Origin of the sequence: Citrobacter sp. R-1.5.2 (assembly GCF_035064245.1) — a bacterium.
Classification (GTDB): domain Bacteria; phylum Pseudomonadota; class Gammaproteobacteria; order Enterobacterales; family Enterobacteriaceae; genus Citrobacter.
Genome location: NZ_JASEYC010000001.1, coordinates 592,460 through 615,637, shown reverse-complemented (window position 1 = coordinate 615,637; position 23,178 = coordinate 592,460). Strand labels below are relative to the sequence as shown.

Genomic DNA, 23,178 nt, shown 5'->3' with positions numbered 1-23,178 from the left:
ACCTATGGCTCACTACGATCTCGTCGAACGCTTAAACGGAACCTTTCGCCAGATGGAACAAGAACTGGCACACCTCACCGCGCAATTGCAACAGCAGACACTACTGATTGCTCGCGTGTTCTCTTTGCCGGAAGTGGTGAAAGAGGCAGAACACGCGCCACTGGAAACCATCGACGTAAAACAGCACTTGGGTAAAGAGGCGGAAACCCTGGCACTACGCCACTATCGCCACCTGTTTATTCAACAGCAGTCCGAGAATCGCAGTAGCAAAGCGGCTGTCCGCCTGCCGGGGGTACTCTGCTATCAGGTGGATACCGGCACACAAACCATGCTGGAAGAGCAAATACAACGTATTAATCAGCTTAAAACCACCTTTGAGCGCATTGTCACCGTAGAGTCTGGTCTGCCATCGGCCGCACGTTTTGAATGGGTGCACCGCCACTTACCAGGGCTGATTACGTTGAACGCCTATCGGACGCTAACGGTTGTCAGAGAACCGGCTACCCTGCGATTTGGCTGGGCCAACAAGCACATTATTAAGAACCTGACGCGTGATGAGGTACTGCAACAACTGGAAAAGAGCCTGACGTCACCACGCAGCGTGCATCCGTGGACACGCGAAGAGTGGCAGGCCAGGCTTGAGCGCGAATACCAGGACATCGCTGCCCTACCACAACAGGCAAAATTGAAGATCAAACGCCCGGTCAAAGTACAACCCATCGCCCGCGTCTGGTACAAAGGGCAGCAAAAACAGGTGCAATATGCCTGCCCGACGCCATTAATTGCGCTAATAAATAACGAAAACGGCATGACGGTGCCGGATATCGGAGGATTACTGAACTACGATGCTGACAATGTTCAGCACCGTTTTAAACCTCAGGCGCAACCGTTAAGACTGATTATCCCACGGCTGCACCTGTATGTAGCGGATTAACGACCCGGTCGCATGCTACCGACCATCAGTTCCGGGCGGACCCAACTGTCGAATTCGGCCTCGGTTAAATATCCCAGCGCCAGGGCTGACGCTTTTAAGGTCAGTCCTTCTTTATGCGCCTTTTTAGCAATCTCAGCCGCTTTATCGTAGCCAATATGGGTGTTTAGCGCGGTCACCAGCATCAGTGACTCGTTGAGCAACTGATCAATGCGTTCACGATTTGGCTCGATCCCTGTCGCACAGTGCTCGTTGAAGCTTTCCATACCATCTGCCAACAAACGAACCGATTGCAGGAAGTTATGGATAACCATCGGGCGATAGACGTTCAGTTCAAAATTCCCTGATGCCCCGCCGATATTAACGGCAACATCGTTACCCATGACCTGACAGCACAGCATAGTCAGGGCTTCACATTGTGTCGGGTTGACCTTGCCCGGCATGATGGAACTGCCCGGTTCATTTTCAGGAATAGAAATTTCGCCAATGCCGCAGCGCGGACCGGATGCCAGCCAGCGTACATCATTGGCGATTTTCATCAGCGATGCGGCCAGGCCTTTGAGCGCACCGTGGGCATGTACCAGTGCATCACAGGTGGCTAGCGCTTCGAATTTATTTGGCGCGGTGACAAAAGGTGCAGAGGTCAACACAGCCAGTTCATCCGCAACCCGCTCGGCATATTCCGGGTGGGTGTTCAGCCCGGTCCCTACCGCTGTACCGCCCAACGCCAGTTCAGCAACGTGCGGCAGACTATGTTCGATATGCTTCAGGTTATGTTCCAGCATTGCCACCCAACCAGAGATCTCCTGGCCCAGCGTCAGCGGCGTCGCATCCTGTAAATGGGTTCTGCCGATTTTGACAATGTCGGCGAAGGCATGCGATTTTTCACGTAACGTGGTGGTCAACACATTCAACTGAGGGATCAGATGCTCGCGCAAAGCCAACAGCGCGGCGACATGCATTGCCGTGGGAAAAACATCATTTGAACTTTGGCTTTTGTTGACGTCATCGTTCGGATGTATTTTTCGCTCCATTCCCCGCACGCCGCCCAACAATTCGCTGGCCCGGTTTGCCAGCACCTCATTCATATTCATATTGCTTTGCGTGCCGGAACCGGTCTGCCAGATAGCCAGCGGAAATTCATCACGATGTTTGTCTGCCAGCACCTCGTCTGCAGCCTGCATGATGGCGGAGGCTTTCTCCGCAGCCAGCAAACCCAAATCCTGGTTAACCTTCGCAGCGGCCCGCTTAGTCAGCGCCAGCGCGTGGATCAGCGAGACCGGCATTTTCTCTGTTGAAATGCGAAAATGCTCCAGCGATCGTTGAGTTTGCGCGCCCCAGAGTTTATCGGCCGGAACATCGATCGCACCCATTGAATCATTCTCGCGGCGTACCGTTACCATTACCTGCTCCTTATATTAACGATTGATTAGGTTATGTTTCGACATTGCCCACTTGCATTGGTCTTATGAGTATTAACGAGGAAAAAACTGTCGTTTGGTGGTTCGTGCGGTAAAAAAAACCGCCCCGTAGGGCGGCTGACGTTACTTAACGCAGCGTGCGCACTGCGACGTCTGAATTTGCTGGAAGAAATCGTTGCCTTTGTCATCCACCAGGATAAACGCCGGGAAATCTTCCACTTCAATTTTCCAGATGGCTTCCATCCCCAGTTCGGGATATTCCACACACTCCAGACTCTTGATACTGCCCTGGGCCAGCACGGCCGCTGGACCACCAATGCTGCCTAAGTAGAAACCACCATGCTTATGGCAAGCGTCAGTAACCTGCTGACTGCGGTTTCCTTTTGCCAGCATGATCATACTCCCGCCCGCGGCCTGAAGCTGATCAACATAGGAATCCATGCGACCGGCGGTGGTTGGGCCAAGCGAGCCAGATGCATAACCTTCCGGCGTTTTTGCCGGTCCGGCGTAATAGATTGGGTGATCCTTAACATACTGCGGCAAACTTTCGCCGTTATCCAGACGTTCTTTCAGTTTCGCATGCGCTATGTCACGTCCAACGATGATCGTACCATTCAGCGACAAGCGGGTAGAAACCGGATATTGCGACAACTGTGCCAGGATATCTTTCATCGGACGGTTCAGGTCGACACGCACGGCTTCGCCTTCGCCTGCCTGACGCAGTTCTTCCGGGATATATTTGCCAGGATTGTGTTCGAGCTTCTCAATCCAGATCCCTTCACGGTTGATCTTGGCTTTAATATTACGATCCGCTGAACAAGAAACGCCCATGCCAACCGGGCACGACGCGCCGTGACGCGGTAAGCGGATCACACGGATATCGTGTGCGAAATATTTCCCGCCAAACTGGGCGCCTAAACCAAGGTTCTGCGCTTCTATCAGCAGTTCTTTTTCCAGTTCAACATCACGGAATGCTTGACCGTGCTCGTTACCTTCGGTCGGCAGCTCATCGTAGTATTTCGCCGAAGCCAGTTTCACCGTTTTCAGCGTGGCTTCTGCGGACGTTCCACCAATCACAAACGCGATGTGGTATGGCGGGCAAGCTGCTGTTCCCAGCGTTCGCATCTTCTCCACCAGGTAATTTTTTAATTTGCCTGGTGTGAGCAGCGCTTTGGTTTCCTGGTACAGATAGGTTTTGTTCGCCGAACCACCGCCCTTGGCAATGCACAGGAATTTGTATTCATCGCCGTCGACGGTATACAGGTCAATCTGTGCTGGCAGATTGGTACCGGTGTTCACCTCTTTGTACATATCCAGCGCGGCGTTTTGTGAATAGCGCAGGTTGTCTTCGATGTAGGTGTTATAAACCCCACGCGCCAGCGCCGCTTCGTCACCGCCGCCGGTCCAGACACGCTGTCCTTTTTTACCCACGATAATCGCTGTGCCGGTGTCCTGACATGTCGGCAGAATGCCCTTTGCTGCGATATCAGAGTTACGCAGGAATTGCAGGGCGACATATTTATCGTTTTCGCTGGCATCCGGATCGCGCAGAATGTCTGCAACCTGCTGCTGATGTGCAGGGCGCAGCATAAACGATGCGTCATGAAACGCCTGGCGAGCCAGCAAAGTTAAGGCCTCAGGCGCAACTTTGACAATCTCCTGCCCTTCAAATTCGGCAACGGAAACATGGTCGCTGGTCAGCAGATAGTATTCGGTATCATCCTTTTTGAGGGGAAAAGGATGCTGATAATGAAAGGGTTTGTTTGACATTGTGCTCTCACTTACTGCTCGGTCTGGTTATTCTCTGGGCAGATGTTCCATTGCCCTGCTTCCCTGCCGCAGATCGGGTTGTAGAAGGTATGGCTTTCTGCAACCGGAATTACTCAGGGTATTAAAAGCGAGTCACCATATCCTACACATTTTTTTAACAAAAACTGAGACTAGTACGACTTTTTGCACGTGCAGGTTACTTCGTCCGGGGTTTCTTGGTTTAATAGCCAGAGATTTTTCAACATTGAAACAGGGCATTGATAATGCAAAAACTGATCAACTCAGTGCAACACTACGCCTGGGGAAGTAAAACTGCGTTAACGGAACTTTATGGCATTGCCAACCCAACCCAGCAGCCAATGGCCGAGCTGTGGATGGGTGCTCATCCGAAAAGCAGCTCTCAGGTTCAAGGGGCCGATGGCCAACCCGTTGCTCTGCGCGATGTTATCGAGCACGATAAATCCGCACTGTTAGGCGATGCCGTAGCAAAACGCTTTGGCGAACTGCCCTTCCTGTTTAAAGTGCTCTGCGCCGCTCAACCGCTTTCTATTCAGGTCCATCCGAACAAACACAACTCTGAGATAGGATTTGCCAAAGAAAACGCAGCCGGGATCCCAATGGATGCCGCTGAGCGTAACTACAAAGATCCGAACCACAAACCAGAGCTGGTTTTTGCCCTGACGCCATTCCTGGCGATGAATGCGTTTCGCGAGTTCTCTGACATCGTTGCATTGTTACAACCAGTTGCTGGCGCACACCCTGCCATTGCTCACTTTTTACAGGAACCCGGTGCCGAGCGCCTGAGCTACCTTTTCGCCAGCCTGTTAAATATGCAGGACCAGGAAAAATCGCATGCACTGGCAATACTGAAATCAGCCCTTAACAGCCAGCAAGGCGAACCGTGGCAGACTATTCGCCTTATCGCTGATGTCTACCCGAACGACAGCGGTCTTTTCTCCCCACTGCTGCTGAATGTGGTGAAGCTAAATCCTGGCGAAGCGATGTTCCTGTTCGCGGAAACGCCGCACGCCTATCTGCAAGGTGTGGCACTTGAGGTCATGGCAAACTCTGATAACGTGCTGCGTGCTGGGCTGACACCGAAATATATTGATATTCCGGAGCTGGTGGCCAACGTTAAATTTGTCGCAAAACCGGCGAACCAACTGTTGACCACTCCGGTCAAAACCGGTGGTGAACTCGACTTCCCGATCCCGGTTGATGATTTCGCCTTCTCCCTGCATGAACTGTCTGCCGGGGAAGCCGTGATTAGCCAGCACAGCGCGGCGATTTTGTTCTGCATAGAAGGTGAAGCGCTACTGAGCAAAGGCGATCAACGTCTGGTACTAAAACCGGGTGAATCCGCATTTATTAGTGCGAATGAATCGCCAATAAGTGTCAGCGGCGTCGGCCGTTTAGCGCGTGTTTACAACAAGCTCTAGCAAGATACTGATATTTTTAACAACTCTTGCTAAGCTAGTAGAGAGTTAAAAACATGTCACTCCTCCAGGCGTCTTCAAACGCCTGGTTTTATTTTATGGATATCGAAATGAAAAAATCGCTGGTAGCTGCGGGTGTGGTGGTTGCGCTGGGTATCGTCTGGACGGGCGGCGCCTGGTACACCGGAAAGAAACTGGAAACGCATCTCGCCGAGATGGTGACGCAGGCAAATGATCAGATCAAACGCTACTCACCTGAGGCAGGAATTGAACTGAGTTATCAAAACTACCAGCGCGGCGTGTTCAATAGCCAACTGCAACTGGTAGTGAAACCCATCGCCGGACAGGAAAACGCATGGCTGAAAGCAGGCCAAACTATCGTCCTGGATGAAACGGTGGATCACGGCCCTTTCCCGTTAACCCAGCTTAAGTCATTGAACCTCATTCCTGCTATGGCTTCGGTGAGAACAACATTGGTGAATAACGATGTCACTAAGCCATTGTTTGATATAGCCAAAGGCGAGTCTCCTTTCGTTATCAACTCCCGAATTAGCTATAGTGGTGACACCCGTTCAGACCTCTCCCTCAAACCGTTGAACTACGAGAAAGGCGACGAAAAAGTGGCCTTTAGCGGTGGGGAATTCCAGTTCACCGCAGATAAAGACGGTAACGCGGTTTCCCTGACGGGCGCTGCGCAAAGCGGTCAGGTTAATGCAGTCAACGAATACGACCAGAAGGTGCAAGTTACCTTTAATAACCTGACAACCGAAGGGTCCAGCAGTGTCGCCAGTTTTGGTGAACGCATCGGCGACCAGAAGCTGTCTCTCGATAAACTGTCGATATCAGTCGAAGGCAAAGAGCTGGCCGTGCTGGAAGGCATGGGAATTGATGGTAAATCCGATCTGATTAACGATGGAAAAACCGTGAACAGCCAGCTGGATTACACCCTGAACAGCCTTAAATTACAGGGTCAGGATTTGGGTAGCGGTAAGCTGACGCTGAAAGTGGGTCAGATTGACGGTGAAGCCCTGCATCAGTTCAGCCAGCAGTACAGTGCCCAAACCAAGGCACTGATGTCGCAGATTGATGTCGTCCAAAACCCAGAGCTTTATCAGCAGAAAGTGACGGAAGCATTCTTTAATGCGCTGCCCATTCTGATGAAGGGTGAACCCGTAATCACCATTGCGCCGTTAAGCTGGAAAAATGCGAAAGGCGAAACGACGTTTAACCTGTCGCTGCTGCTTAAAGATCCAACCGCGACCAAAGAAGAGCCACAAACGCTGGCTCAGGAAGTGGATCGTTCTGTCAAATCACTGGACGCAAAGCTGACTATTCCTGTGGATATGGCGACTGAGTTCATGACACAGATAGCCAAAATTGAAGGCTATCAGCAGGAGCAAGCCGCGGGTCTGGCTAAACAGCAGGTCAATGGCCTGGCAGCGATGGGGCAGATGTTCCGCATTACCACGATGCAGGACAACACCATCGGTTCCAGCCTGCAGTACACCAATGGCCAGGTAACACTCAACGGGCAGAAGATGCCACTGGATGAGTTTGTTGGTATGTTCGGTATGCCGACCCTTGGCGAACCGGATGCTCCGTCAGTTCCACAACAGTAATGATGCTCTGAACCAAGCCCGATAATACTGCTTATCGGGCTTTTGCTTTTCGGCAAGCTACTTCTGCGTGACCAGTCGGGCGGAAAGCGTCAGATTGCGGGAATGGCTGTCATCATGACCAATGCGCTGCAGTATACGTTCAGCCAGGGTGTAACCCATTTCGCGTGCCGGGGTACTGGCCCAGATAATGGGAATGTCATCCAGCGCGTTTTCCGCCACATCCGCAAATCCAGCCAGTGAAACTTGCTGTTCAAAATAGCGATCGACGCCAATTTCACCGCTCTGACGCCCCGCTCTCATCAGACCAAACCAGGCGCCAACAGCGATGGTTTCGTTGTAACACACAACGGCGCTGATCGTCGGGTTGCGGCGTAACAGTGCAGTAACGGCTTCGGCTGCCTGTTTTTGACTGGATGAACACTCCAGAACCCAATCACTATGAAACGGTAAACCATATTTTAGCAGCGTCGCACAATAGCCGCCGACACGCTCTGCGCGGGTTAAAGAAGAACTCTGTCCTCCCAGCCACGCGATTCGCTGGTGACCGTGCCGAATAAGATGCTCAACCAACAATTGCGCTGCCTGCATGTTGTCGGGTCGGACCGTGTCGACGTCATCCAGATAACTGGCTCGGGAGGCAAATACGACCGGAATCCCTTTTTCTTCAGCCAGCTGTCGCAGTGCATCACTGCTGTCAGCAGCACCCGCAATGACTACACCATCCACGCCCTGATTGAGTAGCATCGCGAAACGCTGCGCCAATTGCTCACCGTCTTTACCGCCGTGTAAAAGAAAGACCATCCGACCCTGTGCTTCTAATGCTTCCGTCAGACCTGCCGTCAGTTCCGCATAAAATGGCGCAGACAGATCGCGTACAATCAGCCCGACCACACCACTCTGACCGCCACGCAGTACCGATGCCTGACGATTACGTACGAACCCCAACTGCTCAATGGCAGCGTTTACCCGCTCCCCGGTTGCGGATGAGATACGCCCTTTTCCACTAAGCACCAATGAGACTGTACTGACCGAAACTCCCGCAGCCAGCGCAACATCATGGATGGTTATTTTTTTGGCTATAGCCATAAAAACAGAAAACTCCCTGATAACGTGACGGATAAAACGTTTTATCAATCGGTTATAGTTATACCCCCTATTATCATTCGATAATGTGATTTATACCGCACTAAAATTAGGTAAAACGTTTTATCTTCTCGCCATCATTAGTCACCGAGCTTTCACGAGGAGTCGTTAGATGACGACGAGAACCACACCAAAAATAACGTTATGGGAATTTTTCCAGCAGTTGGGCAAAACCTTTATGTTGCCCGTGGCTCTGCTCTCCTTCTGCGGGATCATGTTGGGGATCGGCAGTTCGTTAAGCAGCCATGATGTCTTAACGCTGATCCCCGCATTGGGTAGCCCGGTGCTTCAGGCTCTTTTTACCTGGATGAGTAAAGTCGGCTCTTTCGCCTTTAGTTTCTTACCCGTGATGTTCTGTATTGCTATTCCTCTCGGTCTGGCGCGCGAGAACAAAGGTGTGGCGGCATTTGCTGGGTTTGTTGGCTACGCGGTCATGAACCTTGCCGTTAACTTCTGGTTGACGGCGAAAGGGATTTTACCAACCACTGATGCGGCAATCCTGAAGGCCAATAACATCCAAAACATCCTGGGGATCCAGTCGATCGACACCGGGATCCTCGGTGCAGTCATCGCCGGGATCATTGTCTGGATGCTGCATGAGCGCTTCCACAATATCCGTCTGCCGGACGCATTGGCTTTCTTCGGCGGCACCCGTTTTGTCCCCATCATTTCTTCACTGGTCATGGGGCTGGTTGGATTAGTTATCCCTCTGATCTGGCCTGTATTTGCGATGGGTATTACCGGGCTCGGCAATATCATCAACAGCGCAGGTGAATTTGGTCCGATGCTGTTTGGTACCGGTGAACGTCTTCTGCTGCCTTTTGGCCTGCATCATATTCTGGTGGCTCTCATTCGCTTTACTGAAGCGGGCGGTACCCAGGAAGTGTGTGGTCATAGCGTCAGTGGCGCACTCACTATTTTCCAGGCGCAGCTGAGTTGCCCAACCACGCAAGGCTTCTCTGAAAGCGCAACCCGCTTCCTCTCTCAGGGCAAAATGCCGGCATTCCTCGGCGGTTTGCCGGGTGCTGCATTAGCAATGTATCACTGTGCTCGTCCTGAGAATCGACATAAAATTAAAGGGCTATTAATTTCTGGTCTGATTGCCTGCGTCATTGGCGGTACCACTGAACCACTCGAGTTCTTGTTCTTGTTTGTTGCCCCGGTTCTGTACGTGATCCACGCCTTGTTGACCGGCCTCGGCTTTACCGTGATGGCGGTGCTCGGTGTGACTATTGGCAACACAGACGGTAACCTGATTGACTTCGTGGTGTTCGGGATCCTGCACGGGTTGTCCACCAAGTGGTACCTGGTCCCTGTTGTCGCGGCCATCTGGTTTGCGGTGTACTACGTTATCTTCCGCTTCGCGATCACCCGCTTTAATCTGAAAACACCGGGCCGTGATGTCGAAGTTGCCAGCAATATCGAGAAAGTGATGGCAGGCACACCCGGTAAATCTGGCTACAATGTCCCGGCAATTCTGGCGGCACTGGGCGGCGCAGAGAATATCGTTAGTCTGGATAACTGCATTACCCGTTTGCGTTTGTCGGTCAAAGATATGTCACGCGTAAATGTCCAGGCACTGAAAGACAACCGGGCCATTGGCGTGGTACAGCTCAATCAGCATAACCTTCAGGTCGTTATTGGCCCGCAGGTCCAGTCAGTGAAAGACGAAATCGCGGTTCTGATGAATACAGTACAGGCGTGAGGACAACGACATGTTTGATTTTTCAAAGGTTGTGAACAGGCAAGGAACATGGTGCACCCAGTGGGATTATGTCGCTGACCGTTTTGGCACTGCCGATCTGCTGCCGTTCACCATCTCTGATATGGATTTTGCAACGGCCCCTTGCATTCTGGAGGCGCTGACCCAGCGCCTTTCACACGGTGTATTAGGATACAGCCGTTGGAAAAATGACGAATTTCTGGCGGCCATTAGCCACTGGTTTCTCACTCGTCACAATACCCGGATCGATCCTCAATCGCTGGTATATGGCCCCTCAGTTATCTATATGGTCTCTGAACTCATTCGCCAGTGGTCGTCTGCTGGCGACGCGGTCGTTGTCCATACACCAGCTTACGATGCATTTTACAAAGCTATTGAAGGCAACCAGCGCACAGTGCTCCCCGTCGGTCTGGAAAAGCGGAGCGACGGTTGGTATTGCGACATGGCAAAGCTGGAGGCTGCTCTCTCACGGCCAGAGAGTAAAATTCTTCTGCTGTGTAGCCCGCAAAATCCAACGGGCAAAGTGTGGACGCGCGAGGAACTGGAAACCATGGCTGACTTATGCCAGCGACATGGTGTCAACGTCATTTCCGATGAAATCCATATGGATATGGTTTGGGGAGACCAACCGCATATTCCGTGGATCAATGTCGCACGCGGCGACTGGGCGCTACTCACCTCCGGCTCCAAGAGTTTCAATATCCCGGCATTAACCGGCGCGTATGGGATCATCGAAGATGCCAGTAGCCGCAACGATTATCTCAGTGCGCTAAAGGGACGCGATGGGTTGTCTTCTCCTGCGGTGCTGGCGCTCACCGCACATATTGCCGCCTATCAGCAAGGTGAACGCTGGTTGGATGCCTTACGGGATTATCTTGCCGGCAACCTGCATTACGTTGCTGATGAACTTAATACCGCATTCCCTGAACTTAACTGGCAGATCCCACAATCCACCTATTTGGCCTGGATAGACTTACGTCCGCTCAAGGTTGATGACCAGGCGTTACAAAATGCGCTTATCCACCAGCAAAAAGTGGCGATTATGCCGGGGTCGACTTACGGAGAGGAAGGGTGCGGTTTTGTACGCCTGAATACCGGATGCCCCCGCTCAAAACTTGAAAAAGGCGTTCAGGGATTAATTAACGCCCTGCGCTCTCTGCGCTAACTAAAGTCGCGCAATGAAATTAATCATTGCGCAACATAGATTTTTATCCCGATTTATTCTTATAATACTGCGCACTTTACCTAAAAACATGAGTGCGACCATGATTGATACTTCCCTTCCTTTAACCGACGTCCATCGCCACCTTGATGGGAACATCCGTGCCCAAACGATCCTGGATCTTGGTCGTCAGTTTAATTTAACGCTTCCTGCTCAAACACTTGAAACGCTGATCCCTCACGTGCAGGTAACGTCAACTGAGCCTGATTTGGTCAGTTTTTTGTCAAAGCTTGACTGGGGTGTGAAAGTGCTGGCATCGCTGGATGCCTGTCGTCGCGTCGCATTTGAAAATATCGAGGATGCCGCACGTAATGGTCTGCATTACGTTGAATTACGTTTTTCTCCAGGCTACATGGCTATGGCGCATCAACTCCCCGTTGCAGGAGTGGTTGAAGCCGTTATTGCCGGCGTACGCGAGGGCTGCAAGACCTTTGGCGTTGAAGCCCGTTTAATTGGCATTATGAGCCGTACCTTCGGCGAAGCTGCCTGTCTGCAGGAACTGGATGCACTGCTAGCGCACCGTGATCACATCACAGCACTGGATTTGGCCGGCGATGAACTCGGTTTCCCGGGCAGTTTGTTCCTGTCCCATTTCAACCGTGCGCGCGACGCAGGTTGGCATATCACGGTTCATGCAGGTGAAGCGGCAGGCCCGGAAAGCATCTGGCAAGCTATCAGAGAACTGGGAGCAGAGCGTATTGGCCACGGTGTAAAAGCCGTCGAAGATCGCGCCCTGATGGATTTTCTCGCCGAGCAGCGTATCGGTATTGAATCCTGCCTGACATCGAATATTCAAACCAGTACCGTCGCCTCACTGACGACGCATCCGCTGAAAACATTCCTCGAGCACGGTGTACTGGCCAGTCTGAATACGGACGATCCGGCGGTTCAGGGCGTGGATATTATTCACGAATACACCGTAGCCGCCCCGGCTTCAGGATTAACGCGTGAACAGATTCGCCAGGCGCAAATCAATGGTCTGGAAATGGCGTTCCTGAGCAATGTAGAGAAACAAGCACTGCGTGAGAAAGTCGCCGCAGCGTAGTGGTTTTATTGCCGGATGGCGCTAACGCTTATCCGGCCTACGTTACAATGTAGGCCGGATAAGATGCCTGGACATTATCAGGCAAGGCACAGCGTCGAACGGTGTTTCGCCGATTCAATGCCCAGCTCAATCAGTTCCATGATTTGGATGGCTTGTCTGGCTGGAACCGGGTTCTCGCCGTTACCATTCAGCGCATCACGGATACCCGCATAGTATGCCGGATAATTGCCTGGCACGGTTAGCCAGGTTTCTTCCACCTGCTCATCGCCTTCCATACGTGTCAGTACACCATCACGCATGTCGTAACCCCAGTCTTCCTGCGGCAGGCGTTCACCATTTTTAAGCCGTTCCTCTTGTGGGTCCAGACCATACTTCACATAGCTGCCACGCGATCCGTGAACGATATAACGCGCAGACTCAGCGGCTGCCAGCATCGTTCCGTGCAGAATCACCCGACGCTGCGGATACGTCAGGATGGCATGGAAGTAATCTGTCGACTGCGCCCCCGGGCGGAGCTGTGCCAGATCGACCGTCAGACTCACGGGTAAGCCAAACAGGTTAATTGCCTGATCTAAAAGATGCGGCGCTAAGTCATACCAGATACCACTCCCCGGGCCACCCTGTTCACGCCAGCGGTCACGGACCTGCGGACGGAAGCGATCGAAATGAGATTCAAAATAAGCCACCTCACCCAACGCGCCATCCGCCAGCAAGGCTTTCAGCGTCAGAAAATCGCTGTCCCAGCGACGGTTATGGAAGACAGAAAGCAGGCGACCTACGCTTCTGGCCAGCGCATCCAGCTCGCGTGCTTGTGACAGTGTCACAGTGAAAGGCTTATCAACAACCACGTGCTTACCTGCTTCCAGCGCCGCTTTCGCCAGCGGGAAGTGTGTATCATTGGGTGTAGGGATCACAATCAGGTCGATACTCGGATCGTTAAACAGGTGTTTGGGCTCAGTAACAACTGCCACTGAAGGCCAGTCCGCCTTCACTTTTGTTTCATCACTACTGGACACCGCAACCAGTTCCAGACCCGGAGTGCCCACGATCAGGGGGGCATGGAAAGTTTTACTGGCATAACCGTAACCGATTAGCCCAACGCGGATGTTGTCACTCATGTTTTTGCCTCTCAATTCAGATCTGGCCTATTTCACACCATAGACAGTAGCGCCACAATAGTTTAATAACCTTTGTGCTACAAAGGCTGTTGCTTAACTTAAGTCAAACATATGCCACTTAGAGTTAACTTGCCGCGAAAAAGTCATCGAAATCGTTCCCAATGCTCTTGCTGTATTATTTATTGATAAGTAACATTTGCTCCCTGTGTTTATGGATAAATCAAAGCAAATGTCGTCAGTAATGAATCGTCTTATTGAGTTAACAGGTTGGATTGTTCTCGTGGTCTCCGTGATCCTGTTGGGTGTTGCCAATCATATTGACAACTACCAACCACCGGAACCCGTCGCTGCAGTACAGAAAAAATAAATATACGCAGCCCGTTATAGCCTGGCAGTTAACTCCGCGATGGTTGCTGGGTAGGGCTGTAAAAGATCAGTTTTTGTCAAAAAAAAAGCGAATTATGCCGCATCCCGCTCCAGCGCGTATTGCCTGCGATCGTGAAGCGCGTTACCCTTTCCGCAGGCGCGAATAGCGCCTGGTTTCCCACAGGGTTGAAAACTCTTCTTACATTTGCGTGCAAATTCGCGTTTACCTGTACAACGTTGGTTGTTTTTTAATATTTACTACTCCGTTAGTATTATTTTATTAATATGGATTGCCTTTTATGACTGTTCAGGATTACTTATTAAAATTCCGCAAAATCAGTTCGCTAGAAAGTCTGGAAAAATTGTTCGATCATCTTAACTACACACTTACTGACGATAGCGACATTATCAATATGTATCGCGCTGCAGACCACCGTCGTGCCGAGCTCATTTCGGGCGGTCGCCTGTTCGATGTCGGTCAGGTGCCAAAATCCGTCTGGCATTACGTGCAATAAACAAGAAAGTAGCGTCTGACGTTAAAAGCTTTATAATAATTGCCCCAAAATGAACGGCACGTCTGTTCGCGCGCGTAAACCTGGAGATGAAATGACTACAACACCGGCACAACGTATCGGAGGCTGGCTACTTGGGCCATTGGCCTGGCTGTTAGTCGCGTTGTTAAGTGCTTCGCTGGCGTTACTGCTGTATGTCACTGCGTTGGCTACACCGCAGACATTCCACACGCTGAGCGAGCAAAGCACGACGAATTTACTGCTATGGGGCGTCTCCTTTATTACCGCTATCGCCATGTGGTACTACACGCTGTGGCTGACCATCGCGTTTTTCAAACGCAGAGCCTGTGTGCCAAAGCACTATATTATATGGCTGCTGATCTCGGTATTGCTGGCGATTAAAGCGTTTGCATTCTCTCCTGTTCCGGATGCGTTTGCCGTGCGTCAACTGCTGTTCCCCTTGTTGGCGGCTGCGCTGCTGGTGCCCTATTTCAAACGCTCGCAACGCGTTAAGACAACGTTTGTGAACCCGTAATAACCCTACAGTTAACCTGTTGTCGCCTGTTGTAGATTGTCAGATAATAGGCGGCTTTTTTATTTCAGGCCGAAAAATGACTGATTACCTGCTGCTGTTTGTCGGAACTGTACTGGTCAATAACTTTGTACTGGTCAAGTTTCTGGGCTTATGCCCCTTTATGGGCGTTTCCAAAAAACTGGAAACCGCAATGGGTATGGGCCTCGCCACGACCTTTGTAATGACGCTGGCATCCATTTGCGCATGGCTGATTGACACCTGGATCCTTATCCCTCTCGATCTCATCTACCTGCGCACGCTGGCGTTTATTCTGGTCATCGCCGTGGTAGTGCAATTTACCGAGATGGTTGTACGCAAAACCAGCCCTGCGCTGTATCGCCTGCTGGGGATCTTCTTACCGCTGATCACCACTAACTGCGCGGTTTTGGGTGTGGCGTTGCTGAACATCAACCTTGGGCATAATTTTTTACAGTCGGCGCTGTACGGTTTTTCCGCCGCCGTCGGCTTCTCACTGGTGATGGTTCTGTTCGCCGCAATTCGCGAACGCCTCGCCGTGGCAGACGTTCCTGCCCCGTTCCGCGGTAATGCGATTGCGCTGATTACCGCTGGTTTAATGTCTTTGGCCTTTATGGGCTTTAGTGGTTTGGTGAAGTTGTAATGAATGCTATCTGGATTGCCGTTGCCGCAGTAAGTCTGCTGGGTCTGGCGTTCGGCGCTATTTTGGGTTATGCCTCTCGTCGATTTGCCGTCGAGGATGATCCGGTCGTGGAGAAAATTGATGAAATTCTCCCGCAAAGCCAGTGTGGACAGTGCGGTTACCCGGGCTGCCGTCCTTATGCTGAAGCGATTGGTTGCCAGGGTGAAAAAATCAACCGCTGCGCCCCTGGTGGCGAAGCGGTGATGCTAAAAATTGCGGCCCTGTTGAACGTCGATCCGCAACCTATTGATGGTGATGAGCAGGATGCTACCCCCGTCCGTATGCTGGCGGTAATTGATGAAAATAACTGTATCGGCTGCACAAAATGTATTCAGGCCTGCCCGGTCGATGCCATCGTGGGCGCGACGCGCGCCATGCACACGGTGATGAGCGATCTGTGCACCGGATGCAACTTGTGCGTTGATCCGTGCCCGACCCAATGTATCGAATTACGCCCGGTCGCCGAAACACCTGACAGCTGGAAGTGGGATTTAAACACTATTCCTGTGCGCATCATTCCTGTGGAACAACATGCTTAAGTTATTCTCCGCATTCAGAAAAAATAAAATCTGGGACTTTGATGGCGGCATTCACCCACCAGAAATGAAGACCCAATCTAACGGGACACCGCTGCGGCAGGTTCCGCTGGCTCCGCGCTTTATTATTCCGTTGAAGCAGCATATTGGCGCTGAAGGTGAACTGTGTGTCAATGTGGGCGATACCGTGCTGCGTGGTCAGGCGCTGACCCGTGGGCGCGGCAGAATGCTGCCCGTGCACGCCCCAACATCCGGCACCGTTGTTGCCATTGCCCCGCACTCCACCGCGCATCCTTCGGCTTTAGCTGAACTTAGCGTCATCATTGATGCGGACGGTGAGGATCGCTGGATTGAGCGTGACGGCTGGGCAAATTATCGTGCCCACAGCCGCGAGGAGCTCATAGCCCGTATTCACCAATTCGGTGTTGCCGGACTCGGCGGCGCCGGTTTTCCAACTGGCGTCAAATTGCAAGGTGGCGGTGATAAAATTGAAACACTGATCATCAACGCCGCTGAATGTGAACCCTACATCACCGCCGATGACCGCTTAATGCAAGATTGTGCGGCTCAGGTAGTCGAAGGTATCCGCATACTTGCTCATATTCTTCAACCGCGTGAAGTTCTGCTGGGTATTGAAGATAACAAACCGCAGGCCATCTCCATGCTGCGCGCTGTGTTGGCTGATTCTCACGATATCAGCTTACGTGTCATCCCCACCAAATACCCGTCAGGCGGCGCCAAGCAACTGACGCAAATCCTGACCGGGAAGCAGGTGCCTCACGGTGGACGTTCCTCCGATATCGGGGTGCTGATGCAAAACGTGGGGACTGCCTATGCTGTCAAGCGGGCCGTTATTGACGGCGAGCCAATCACAGAGCGAGTGGTCACGCTAACGGGCGAAGCAGTCAGTCGCCCAGGCAATGTTTGGGCGCGATTGGGTACACCTGTTCGTCACCTGCTCAACGATGCAGGTTTCTGTCCTTCTGCTGACCAGATGGTGATCATGGGCGGTCCGCTAATGGGCTTTACCCTGCCCTGGCTGGATGTCCCTATCGTGAAGATCAGCAACTGCCTGCTTGCGCCCTCTGCCAGTGAAATGGGTGAACCGCAGGAAGAGAAAGGCTGTATTCGCTGTAGCGCCTGTGCCGATGCCTGCCCTGCCGATCTTCTGCCGCAGCAACTTTACTGGTTCAGTAAAGGCCAGCAGCATGATAAAGCGACAACCCACAATATTGCTGACTGCATTGAATGCGGCGCATGTGCATGGGTATGCCCAAGCAATATCCCGCTGGTACAGTACTTCCGTCAGGAAAAGGCGGAGATTTACGCCATCAGTCAGGAAGAAAAACGTGCTGCAGAAGCAAAAGCACGCTTTGAGGCCCGCCAGGCCCGGCTTGAGCGTGAAAAAGCGGCACGTCTTGAACGGCATAAAAGCGCAGCTGTACAACCTGCAGCGAAAGATCATGATGCCATCGCTGCCGCACTGGCTCGCGTAAAAGAGAAACAGGCTCAGGCGATGCAGCCGGTTGTCATCCAGGCGGGTGAAAAACCTGATAACAGCGCAGTGATTGCCGCACGTGAAGCGCGAAAAGCGCAGGCCCGCGCCGCACGCAGTGAAAATCTGTCAAAAGAAGAGGACAGCAGCGCGGATATGGATCCACGCAAAGCCGCCGTCGAAGCTGCTATTGCCCGCGCCAAAGCCCGGAAGCTTGAGCAACAAGCCACCACAGAACCCGCCGAGCCGGTTGACCCGCGCAAAGCCGCCGTCGAAGCCGCTATTGCCCGCGCCAAAGCCCGGAAGCTTGAGCAACAAGCCACCACAGACCCCGCCGAGCCGGTTGACCCGCGCAAAGCTGCCGTTGCGGCCGCTATTGCACGCGCTCAGGCCAAAAAAGCCGCACAGCAGCAGGTTGTAAACGAGGAATAAATGGTATTCAGAATAGCTAGCTCCCCTTATACCCATAACCAGCGTCAGACATCGCGTATCATGATGCTGGTTCTGATTACTGCATTACCAGGAATTGCCGCTCAATGGTGGTTCTTCGGCTGGGGTACATTGTTCCAGATAGCGCTGGCATCGGTCAGTGCCATCGCTGCAGAAGCGGGCGTGCTTAAACTACGTAAACAGCCCGTAGCCGCGACCCTGAAAGACAACTCCGCCCTGCTGACAGGGTTGCTGCTTGCCGTCAGTATCCCCCCCCTGGCTCCGTGGTGGATGGTGATTCTGGGTACCGTCTTTGCCGTTATCATTGCCAAGCAACTGTATGGCGGTCTTGGGCAGAATCCATTTAATCCGGCAATGATTGGTTATGTCGTGCTGTTGATCTCATTCCCGGTGCAGATGACAAGCTGGCTGCCACCGCATGAAATTGCCGCTACGGTGCCCGGCTTTTTTGATGCTTTAAACGTTATCTTTACCGGACATACCGCTGGCGGAAGCGATATGAACACGCTCCGTATAGGGATTGACGGTATCAGTCAGGCAACACCGCTGGACACCTTTAAGACCTCCCTGCACGCGGGACATACTGTTGAGCAGGTGATGCAGTATCCGATTTACAGCGGCATGCTCGCGGGCGCAGGTTGGCAGTGGGTTAACCTTGCCTGGCTGGCGGGCGGCATCGTGTTGTTATGGCAAAAAGCAATTCGTTGGCATATCCCGGTTAGTTTTCTGCTGTCACTTGCCGTTTGTTCAACGTTAGGCTGGTTTTTCTCTCCGGCGTCGCTGGCATCACCGCAGTTACATCTGCTTTCCGGTGCTACCATGCTGGGCGCATTCTTTATTCTCACCGATCCCGTTACGGCATCAACAACCAACCGTGGTCGCCTGATTTTTGGCGCGCTTGCGGGCCTGTTGGTCTGGCTGATTCGTAGTTTTGGGGGATATCCTGATGGCGTGGCCTTTGCCGTGTTACTGGCAAATATCACCGTTCCGCTGATTGATTATTACACCCGTCCTCGTGTGTACGGACATCGCTAAGGACAACGCATGCTGAAAACGATTCGTAAACACGGTATCACTCTGGCACTGTTTGCCGCGGGCTCTACAGGGTTAACGGCGGCGATTAATCAGTTAACCAAGTCTACCATTGATGAACAAGCGGCTCTTCAACAAAAGGCGCTGTTTGATCAGGTACTACCTGGCGATCGCTACAATAACAATCTGCCAGAAAGTTGCTATCTGGTGAATGCGCAGGCATTAGGTAAAGGTACACATCGTGTCTATATTGCCCGCCAGGACGACCGTCCGGTTGCGGCAATTCTGGAGGCCACGGCACCCGATGGTTATTCCGGTGCAATTCAACTGCTGGTTGGTGTAGATTTCAACGGTACTGTGCTGGGTACGCGGGTGACGGAACATCATGAAACACCCGGCCTCGGTGATAAAATTGAGTTACGTCTGTCAGACTGGATAACCCACTTTAGCGGCAAAACGATTAATGCGGAAAACGACCCTCACTGGGCGGTGAAAAAAGATGGTGGCGATTTTGATCAGTTCACCGGCGCGACCATTACGCCCCGGGCAGTGGTTAATGCTGTGAAACGTGCTGGCCTGTTTGCGCAGACGCTGCCTGCGCAACTTCCTCAACTTAGCGCCTGTGGAGAGTAACCATGAGCGAAATTAAAGACGTCATTGTTCAGGGACTTTGGAAAAATAACTCCGCCCTTGTCCAGTTACTCGGCATGTGTCCGTTGCTGGCCGTTACCTCTACCGCAACCAATGCGTTAGGTCTGGGGCTGGCGACTACGCTGGTGTTGACCCTGACAAACCTGACTATTTCAGCGTTGCGCCGCTGGACGCCACCCGAAATCCGTATTCCAATTTATGTCATGATCATCGCCTCCGTGGTGAGTGCGGTACAAATGCTTATCAATGCCTACGCCTTTGGCCTGTATCAATCACTGGGTATCTTTATCCCGTTGATTGTGACCAACTGCATTGTCGTTGGCCGTGCTGAAGCCTTTGCTGCGAAAAAGGGCCCCGCTTTATCCGCTCTCGATGGTTTTTCTATTGGCATGGGTGCGACCGGTGCCATGTTTGTTCTCGGATCGCTGCGTGAAATAATAGGTAACGGTACATTGTTCGACGGTGCAGACGGACTGCTGGGCAATTGGGCCAAAGTCCTGCGCGTGGAGATCTTCCATACTGACACACCATTTCTGCTGGCCATGCTACCGCCGGGTGCATTCATTGGCCTTGGGCTGATGCTGGCTGTTAAATATCTGATTGATGAAAAGATGAAGAAACGTCGTGCTGAGGCCGCTATGGCAGCAGACCCGGCGGGTGAAACAGGGAATGTGTAATGAACAAAACGAAACGGCTGGAAATACTGACGCGCCTGCGTGACAACAATCCGCATCCCACTACCGAACTCAACTTTACGTCACCGTTTGAACTGCTGATTTCGGTCTTGCTTTCCGCGCAAGCCACCGATGTCAGCGTCAATAAAGCAACGGCTAAGCTATACCCCGTCGCCAATACCCCTGCTGCCATGCTCGAGCTCGGTGTTGAGGGGGTTAAGTCGTATATCAAGACGATTGGTCTGTTCAACAGCAAAGCTGAGAACGTGATTAAGACCTGCCGTATCCTGCTGGAACAGCATAATGGCGAAGTACCAGAAGACAGGGCGGCACTGGAAGCGCTGCCAGGCGTTGGTCGTAAAACGGCCAATGTGGTATTGAATACCGCCTTCGGCTGGCCAACGATTGCCGTAGATACCCATATTTTTCGGGTCTGCAATCGTACACAATTTGCCCCAGGTAAAAACGTCGAACAGGTCGAAGAGAAACTGCTGAAAGTCGTCCCCAGTGAATTTAAAGTCGATTGTCACCACTGGTTAATTCTTCATGGTCGCTACACCTGCATAGCCAGAAAACCACGCTGCGGTTCCTGTATTATTGAAGATCTTTGTGAATTCAAAGAGAAAGTCGATATCTGACAGTATGGGGCCATAACGCTGGCCCCTATTCCATAACGATTAGTTATGCACTTCTCAATCGTTCATTTCCCGACAATGATGCCGTACCTTCCGGCATATCTAATGTAATATTCTTGTGAACTAACACCTGAGCAGGTTAATCGTTTTTTTAATAGTAGAAATTTCTATCCATCCGTGATCAAGATCACCCTGATAACATTATGTAAAATATTTATTATTTTGCAGTTAAAATGACAATCAGATGACCTGACAGGCTCGTTTCGATACAAAACATTACACTGGCTATTTTTCAGATAATGGGCTATATCACTACCTTCAGGCCAAAATAGCAGAACATATCGCCACATTCCCATTTTAACCCCATCCTGACAGTGTAAAAATCTGCCATTCTTCAAATGAAGAAATTTAACGCTGGATAACATTTCTCAGCCCCGACGATTTCACCACCTGAGTTATATGTAACAGATTATTACAAACCCCTTGTCTGAATGGTCAAGATAGTGAACATTACTTGCCGTTTCCCCTCCCACTATAACAATCGGACGGATGAACTTGACTCATCACGTACCAGAACACCCCCGTTGATATGGGATGTAAAAAAAGAGGTAAAAGTGTCTACTGCAAACAATAAACCAACAGAAAGCGTCAGTTTAAACGCCTTCAAACAACCAAAAGCGTTCTATCTCATTTTCTCAATTGAGCTGTGGGAGCGTTTTGGTTATTACGGCCTGCAAGGGATTATGGCCGTCTACCTGGTGAAGCAACTGGGTATGTCAGAAGCGGATTCCATCACTCTTTTCTCCTCCTTTAGCGCCCTGGTATATGGCCTTGTTGCTATTGGTGGCTGGTTAGGTGATAAAGTTCTGGGCACAAAGCGTGTGATTATGTTGGGTGCCGTTGTCCTGGCTATTGGTTATGCACTGGTTGCATGGTCTGGTCACGATGCGGGTATCGTTTATATGGGTATGGCGGCCATCGCGGTCGGTAACGGCCTGTTTAAAGCAAACCCATCCTCTCTGCTTTCTACCTGCTATGCCAAAGATGACCCGCGTCTTGATGGTGCATTCACCATGTACTACATGTCCGTCAACATCGGTTCATTCTTCTCTATGCTGGCAACACCGTGGCTGGCAGCACGTTACGGTTGGAGCACCGCGTTCGCCCTGAGCGTCGTGGGTATGCTGATCACCGTTGTTAACTTCGCATTCTGCCAGCGTTGGGTTAAACAGTACGGCTCCAAGCCTGACTTTGAACCTATCAACTTCCGCAACCTGCTGTTGACCATTGTTGGTGTTGTGGTGCTTATCGCTATCGCAACATGGCTGCTGCACAACCAGGGCATCGCACGTATGGTTCTGGGTGTTATCGCCATGGGTATCGTGGTTATTTTTGCGAAAGAAGCGTTCTCTATGCAGGGTGCTGCACGTCGTAAGATGATCGTCGCCTTTATTCTGATGCTGGAAGCCATTATCTTCTTCGTACTGTACAGCCAGATGCCGACGTCCCTGAACTTCTTCGCGATTCGTAACGTTGAACACTCTATTCTGGGTATTGCTTTCGAACCAGAACAGTATCAGGCACTGAACCCGTTCTGGATCATCATCGGTAGCCCAATTCTTGCCGCTATCTATAACAAGATGGGCGACACTCTGCCAATGCCTACCAAGTTCGCTATCGGTATGGTGCTGTGCTCAGGCGCATTCCTGATCCTGCCGCTGGGTGCGAAATTTGCGACCGATGCGGGCATCGTTTCTGTTAACTGGCTGATCATCTGCTACGGTCTGCAAAGTATTGGTGAGTTGATGATTTCTGGTCTGGGTCTGGCGATGGTGGCACAGTTGGTTCCACAGCGTCTGATGGGCTTCATTATGGGTAGCTGGTTCCTGACAACTGCGGGTGCAAACATCATCGGTGGTTACGTGGCTAACATGATGGCGGTTCCAGAGAATGTGACTGACCCGTTGATGTCCCTTGAAGTCTACGGTCGCGTGTTCCTGCAGATTGGTGTTGCTACCGCAGTTATCGCCGTTCTGATGCTGCTGACTGCGCCGAAACTGAACCGCATGACGCAAGATGACGACGTCAGTGAGAAAGCCTCTAAGGCCGCAACAGCGTAATTCTCAGGGAAACTTAATTTCAGGCCGCTAACTGTTGTTAGCGGCTT

21 protein-coding genes are annotated in these 23,178 nt (G+C 51.7%); 17 read left to right on the top strand and 4 right to left on the bottom strand.

The window, feature by feature from the left end:
* The first annotated feature begins 4 nt into the window (after window positions 1-4).
* A complete protein-coding gene (tus, locus tag QMN38_RS02995) occupies window positions 5-934 on the top strand; it encodes a DNA replication terminus site-binding protein (RefSeq protein WP_271454392.1) in 930 nt (309 codons plus the stop codon).
* Here tus and fumC read toward each other — a convergent pair.
* Both fumC and fumB read right to left on the bottom strand, forming a co-directional pair.
* On the bottom strand, window positions 931-2,334 hold the full coding sequence (gene fumC, locus QMN38_RS02990) for a class II fumarate hydratase (protein WP_271440559.1): 1,404 nt from the start codon (window positions 2,332-2,334) through the stop codon (window positions 931-933). The two genes, tus and fumC, sit on opposite strands and share 4 nt — an antisense overlap.
* 141 nt (window positions 2,335-2,475) lie before the next feature.
* A complete protein-coding gene (gene fumB / locus QMN38_RS02985; RefSeq protein WP_271440560.1) occupies window positions 2,476-4,122 on the bottom strand; it encodes a class I fumarate hydratase in 1,647 nt (548 codons plus the stop codon).
* A 263-nt stretch (window positions 4,123-4,385) separates the two neighbouring features.
* Here fumB and manA point away from each other — a divergent pair, with 263 nt between their 5' ends.
* Together manA and QMN38_RS02975 are read left to right on the top strand one after the other, a co-directional pair.
* Window positions 4,386-5,561 carry a mannose-6-phosphate isomerase gene (gene manA / locus QMN38_RS02980; RefSeq protein WP_005121190.1) on the top strand — a complete coding sequence of 392 codons (1,176 nt, stop codon included), beginning with the start codon at window positions 4,386-4,388 and terminating at the stop codon, window positions 5,559-5,561.
* A gap of 107 nt (window positions 5,562-5,668) precedes the next feature.
* Complete coding sequence (locus QMN38_RS02975) at window positions 5,669-7,177, top strand: YdgA family protein (RefSeq protein WP_323604445.1); 1,509 nt, start codon at window positions 5,669-5,671, stop codon at window positions 7,175-7,177.
* A 57-nt stretch (window positions 7,178-7,234) separates the two neighbouring features.
* Here QMN38_RS02975 and QMN38_RS02970 read toward each other — a convergent pair whose 3' ends face one another.
* Window positions 7,235-8,263 carry a Mal regulon transcriptional regulator MalI gene (locus QMN38_RS02970; RefSeq protein ID WP_137381259.1) on the bottom strand — a complete coding sequence of 343 codons (1,029 nt, stop codon included), beginning with the start codon at window positions 8,261-8,263 and terminating at the stop codon, window positions 7,235-7,237.
* A 169-nt stretch (window positions 8,264-8,432) separates the two neighbouring features.
* Between QMN38_RS02970 and malX the strand changes: the two genes are divergently transcribed.
* The 3 genes from malX (at window position 8,433) to add (ending at window position 12,310) form a co-directional block, all read left to right on the top strand.
* Window positions 8,433-10,025, top strand: coding sequence for a maltose/glucose-specific PTS transporter subunit IIBC (gene malX / locus QMN38_RS02965; RefSeq protein WP_323604444.1), 1,593 nt, complete (start codon window positions 8,433-8,435; stop codon window positions 10,023-10,025).
* A 10-nt stretch (window positions 10,026-10,035) separates the two neighbouring features.
* Window positions 10,036-11,208 (top strand): MalY/PatB family protein, encoded by a 1,173-nt coding sequence (locus QMN38_RS02960; RefSeq protein WP_323604443.1) that lies wholly within the window; start codon window positions 10,036-10,038, stop codon window positions 11,206-11,208.
* 100 nt (window positions 11,209-11,308) lie between these two features.
* Window positions 11,309-12,310, top strand: a complete 1,002-nt coding sequence (gene add / locus QMN38_RS02955; RefSeq protein WP_323604442.1) for an adenosine deaminase — start codon at window positions 11,309-11,311, stop codon at window positions 12,308-12,310.
* A gap of 77 nt (window positions 12,311-12,387) precedes the next feature.
* Here add and QMN38_RS02950 read toward each other — a convergent pair whose 3' ends face one another.
* Window positions 12,388-13,428 (bottom strand): oxidoreductase, encoded by a 1,041-nt coding sequence (locus tag QMN38_RS02950; protein ID WP_048211743.1) that lies wholly within the window; start codon window positions 13,426-13,428, stop codon window positions 12,388-12,390.
* Between the two features lie 241 nt (window positions 13,429-13,669).
* Between QMN38_RS02950 and blr the strand changes: the two genes are divergently transcribed.
* From blr to dtpA, 11 genes are all read left to right on the top strand, one after another.
* On the top strand, window positions 13,670-13,795 hold the full coding sequence (blr, locus tag QMN38_RS02945) for a division septum protein Blr (RefSeq protein ID WP_040233850.1): 126 nt from the start codon (window positions 13,670-13,672) through the stop codon (window positions 13,793-13,795).
* 298 nt (window positions 13,796-14,093) lie between these two features.
* On the top strand, window positions 14,094-14,309 hold the full coding sequence (ydgT, locus tag QMN38_RS02940) for a transcription modulator YdgT (protein ID WP_003832804.1): 216 nt from the start codon (window positions 14,094-14,096) through the stop codon (window positions 14,307-14,309).
* Window positions 14,310-14,400: 91 nt separating this feature from the next.
* Window positions 14,401-14,841 carry a DUF2569 domain-containing protein gene (locus tag QMN38_RS02935; protein WP_040233903.1) on the top strand — a complete coding sequence of 147 codons (441 nt, stop codon included), beginning with the start codon at window positions 14,401-14,403 and terminating at the stop codon, window positions 14,839-14,841.
* 76 nt (window positions 14,842-14,917) lie between these two features.
* Window positions 14,918-15,499: an electron transport complex subunit RsxA gene (rsxA, locus tag QMN38_RS02930; protein ID WP_005121199.1), complete on the top strand. Its 582-nt coding sequence runs from the start codon at window positions 14,918-14,920 to the stop codon at window positions 15,497-15,499.
* Window positions 15,499-16,077 carry an electron transport complex subunit RsxB gene (gene rsxB / locus QMN38_RS02925; RefSeq protein WP_271454397.1) on the top strand — a complete coding sequence of 193 codons (579 nt, stop codon included), beginning with the start codon at window positions 15,499-15,501 and terminating at the stop codon, window positions 16,075-16,077. The genes rsxA and rsxB overlap by 1 nt, the downstream gene beginning before the upstream one ends.
* On the top strand, window positions 16,070-18,001 hold the full coding sequence (rsxC, locus tag QMN38_RS02920; protein ID WP_323604441.1) for an electron transport complex subunit RsxC: 1,932 nt from the start codon (window positions 16,070-16,072) through the stop codon (window positions 17,999-18,001). Before rsxB ends, rsxC begins: the two co-directional genes overlap by 8 nt.
* Complete coding sequence (gene rsxD / locus QMN38_RS02915; protein ID WP_323604440.1) at window positions 18,002-19,054, top strand: electron transport complex subunit RsxD; 1,053 nt, start codon at window positions 18,002-18,004, stop codon at window positions 19,052-19,054. It begins immediately after the preceding gene.
* Between the two features lie 9 nt (window positions 19,055-19,063).
* A complete protein-coding gene (rsxG, locus tag QMN38_RS02910) occupies window positions 19,064-19,684 on the top strand; it encodes an electron transport complex subunit RsxG (protein WP_271440568.1) in 621 nt (206 codons plus the stop codon).
* Window positions 19,685-19,686: 2 nt separating this feature from the next.
* Window positions 19,687-20,379 carry an electron transport complex subunit E gene (locus QMN38_RS02905; RefSeq protein WP_048211748.1) on the top strand — a complete coding sequence of 231 codons (693 nt, stop codon included), beginning with the start codon at window positions 19,687-19,689 and terminating at the stop codon, window positions 20,377-20,379.
* A complete protein-coding gene (gene nth, locus QMN38_RS02900; protein ID WP_137381266.1) occupies window positions 20,379-21,014 on the top strand; it encodes an endonuclease III in 636 nt (211 codons plus the stop codon). Before QMN38_RS02905 ends, nth begins: the two co-directional genes overlap by 1 nt.
* A gap of 611 nt (window positions 21,015-21,625) precedes the next feature.
* The gene (gene dtpA, locus QMN38_RS02895; protein WP_271440569.1) at window positions 21,626-23,131 is read left to right on the top strand and encodes a dipeptide/tripeptide permease DtpA; all 1,506 of its coding nucleotides are present in this window, start codon (window positions 21,626-21,628) and stop codon (window positions 23,129-23,131) included.
* Window positions 23,132-23,178: the final 47 nt, after the last annotated feature.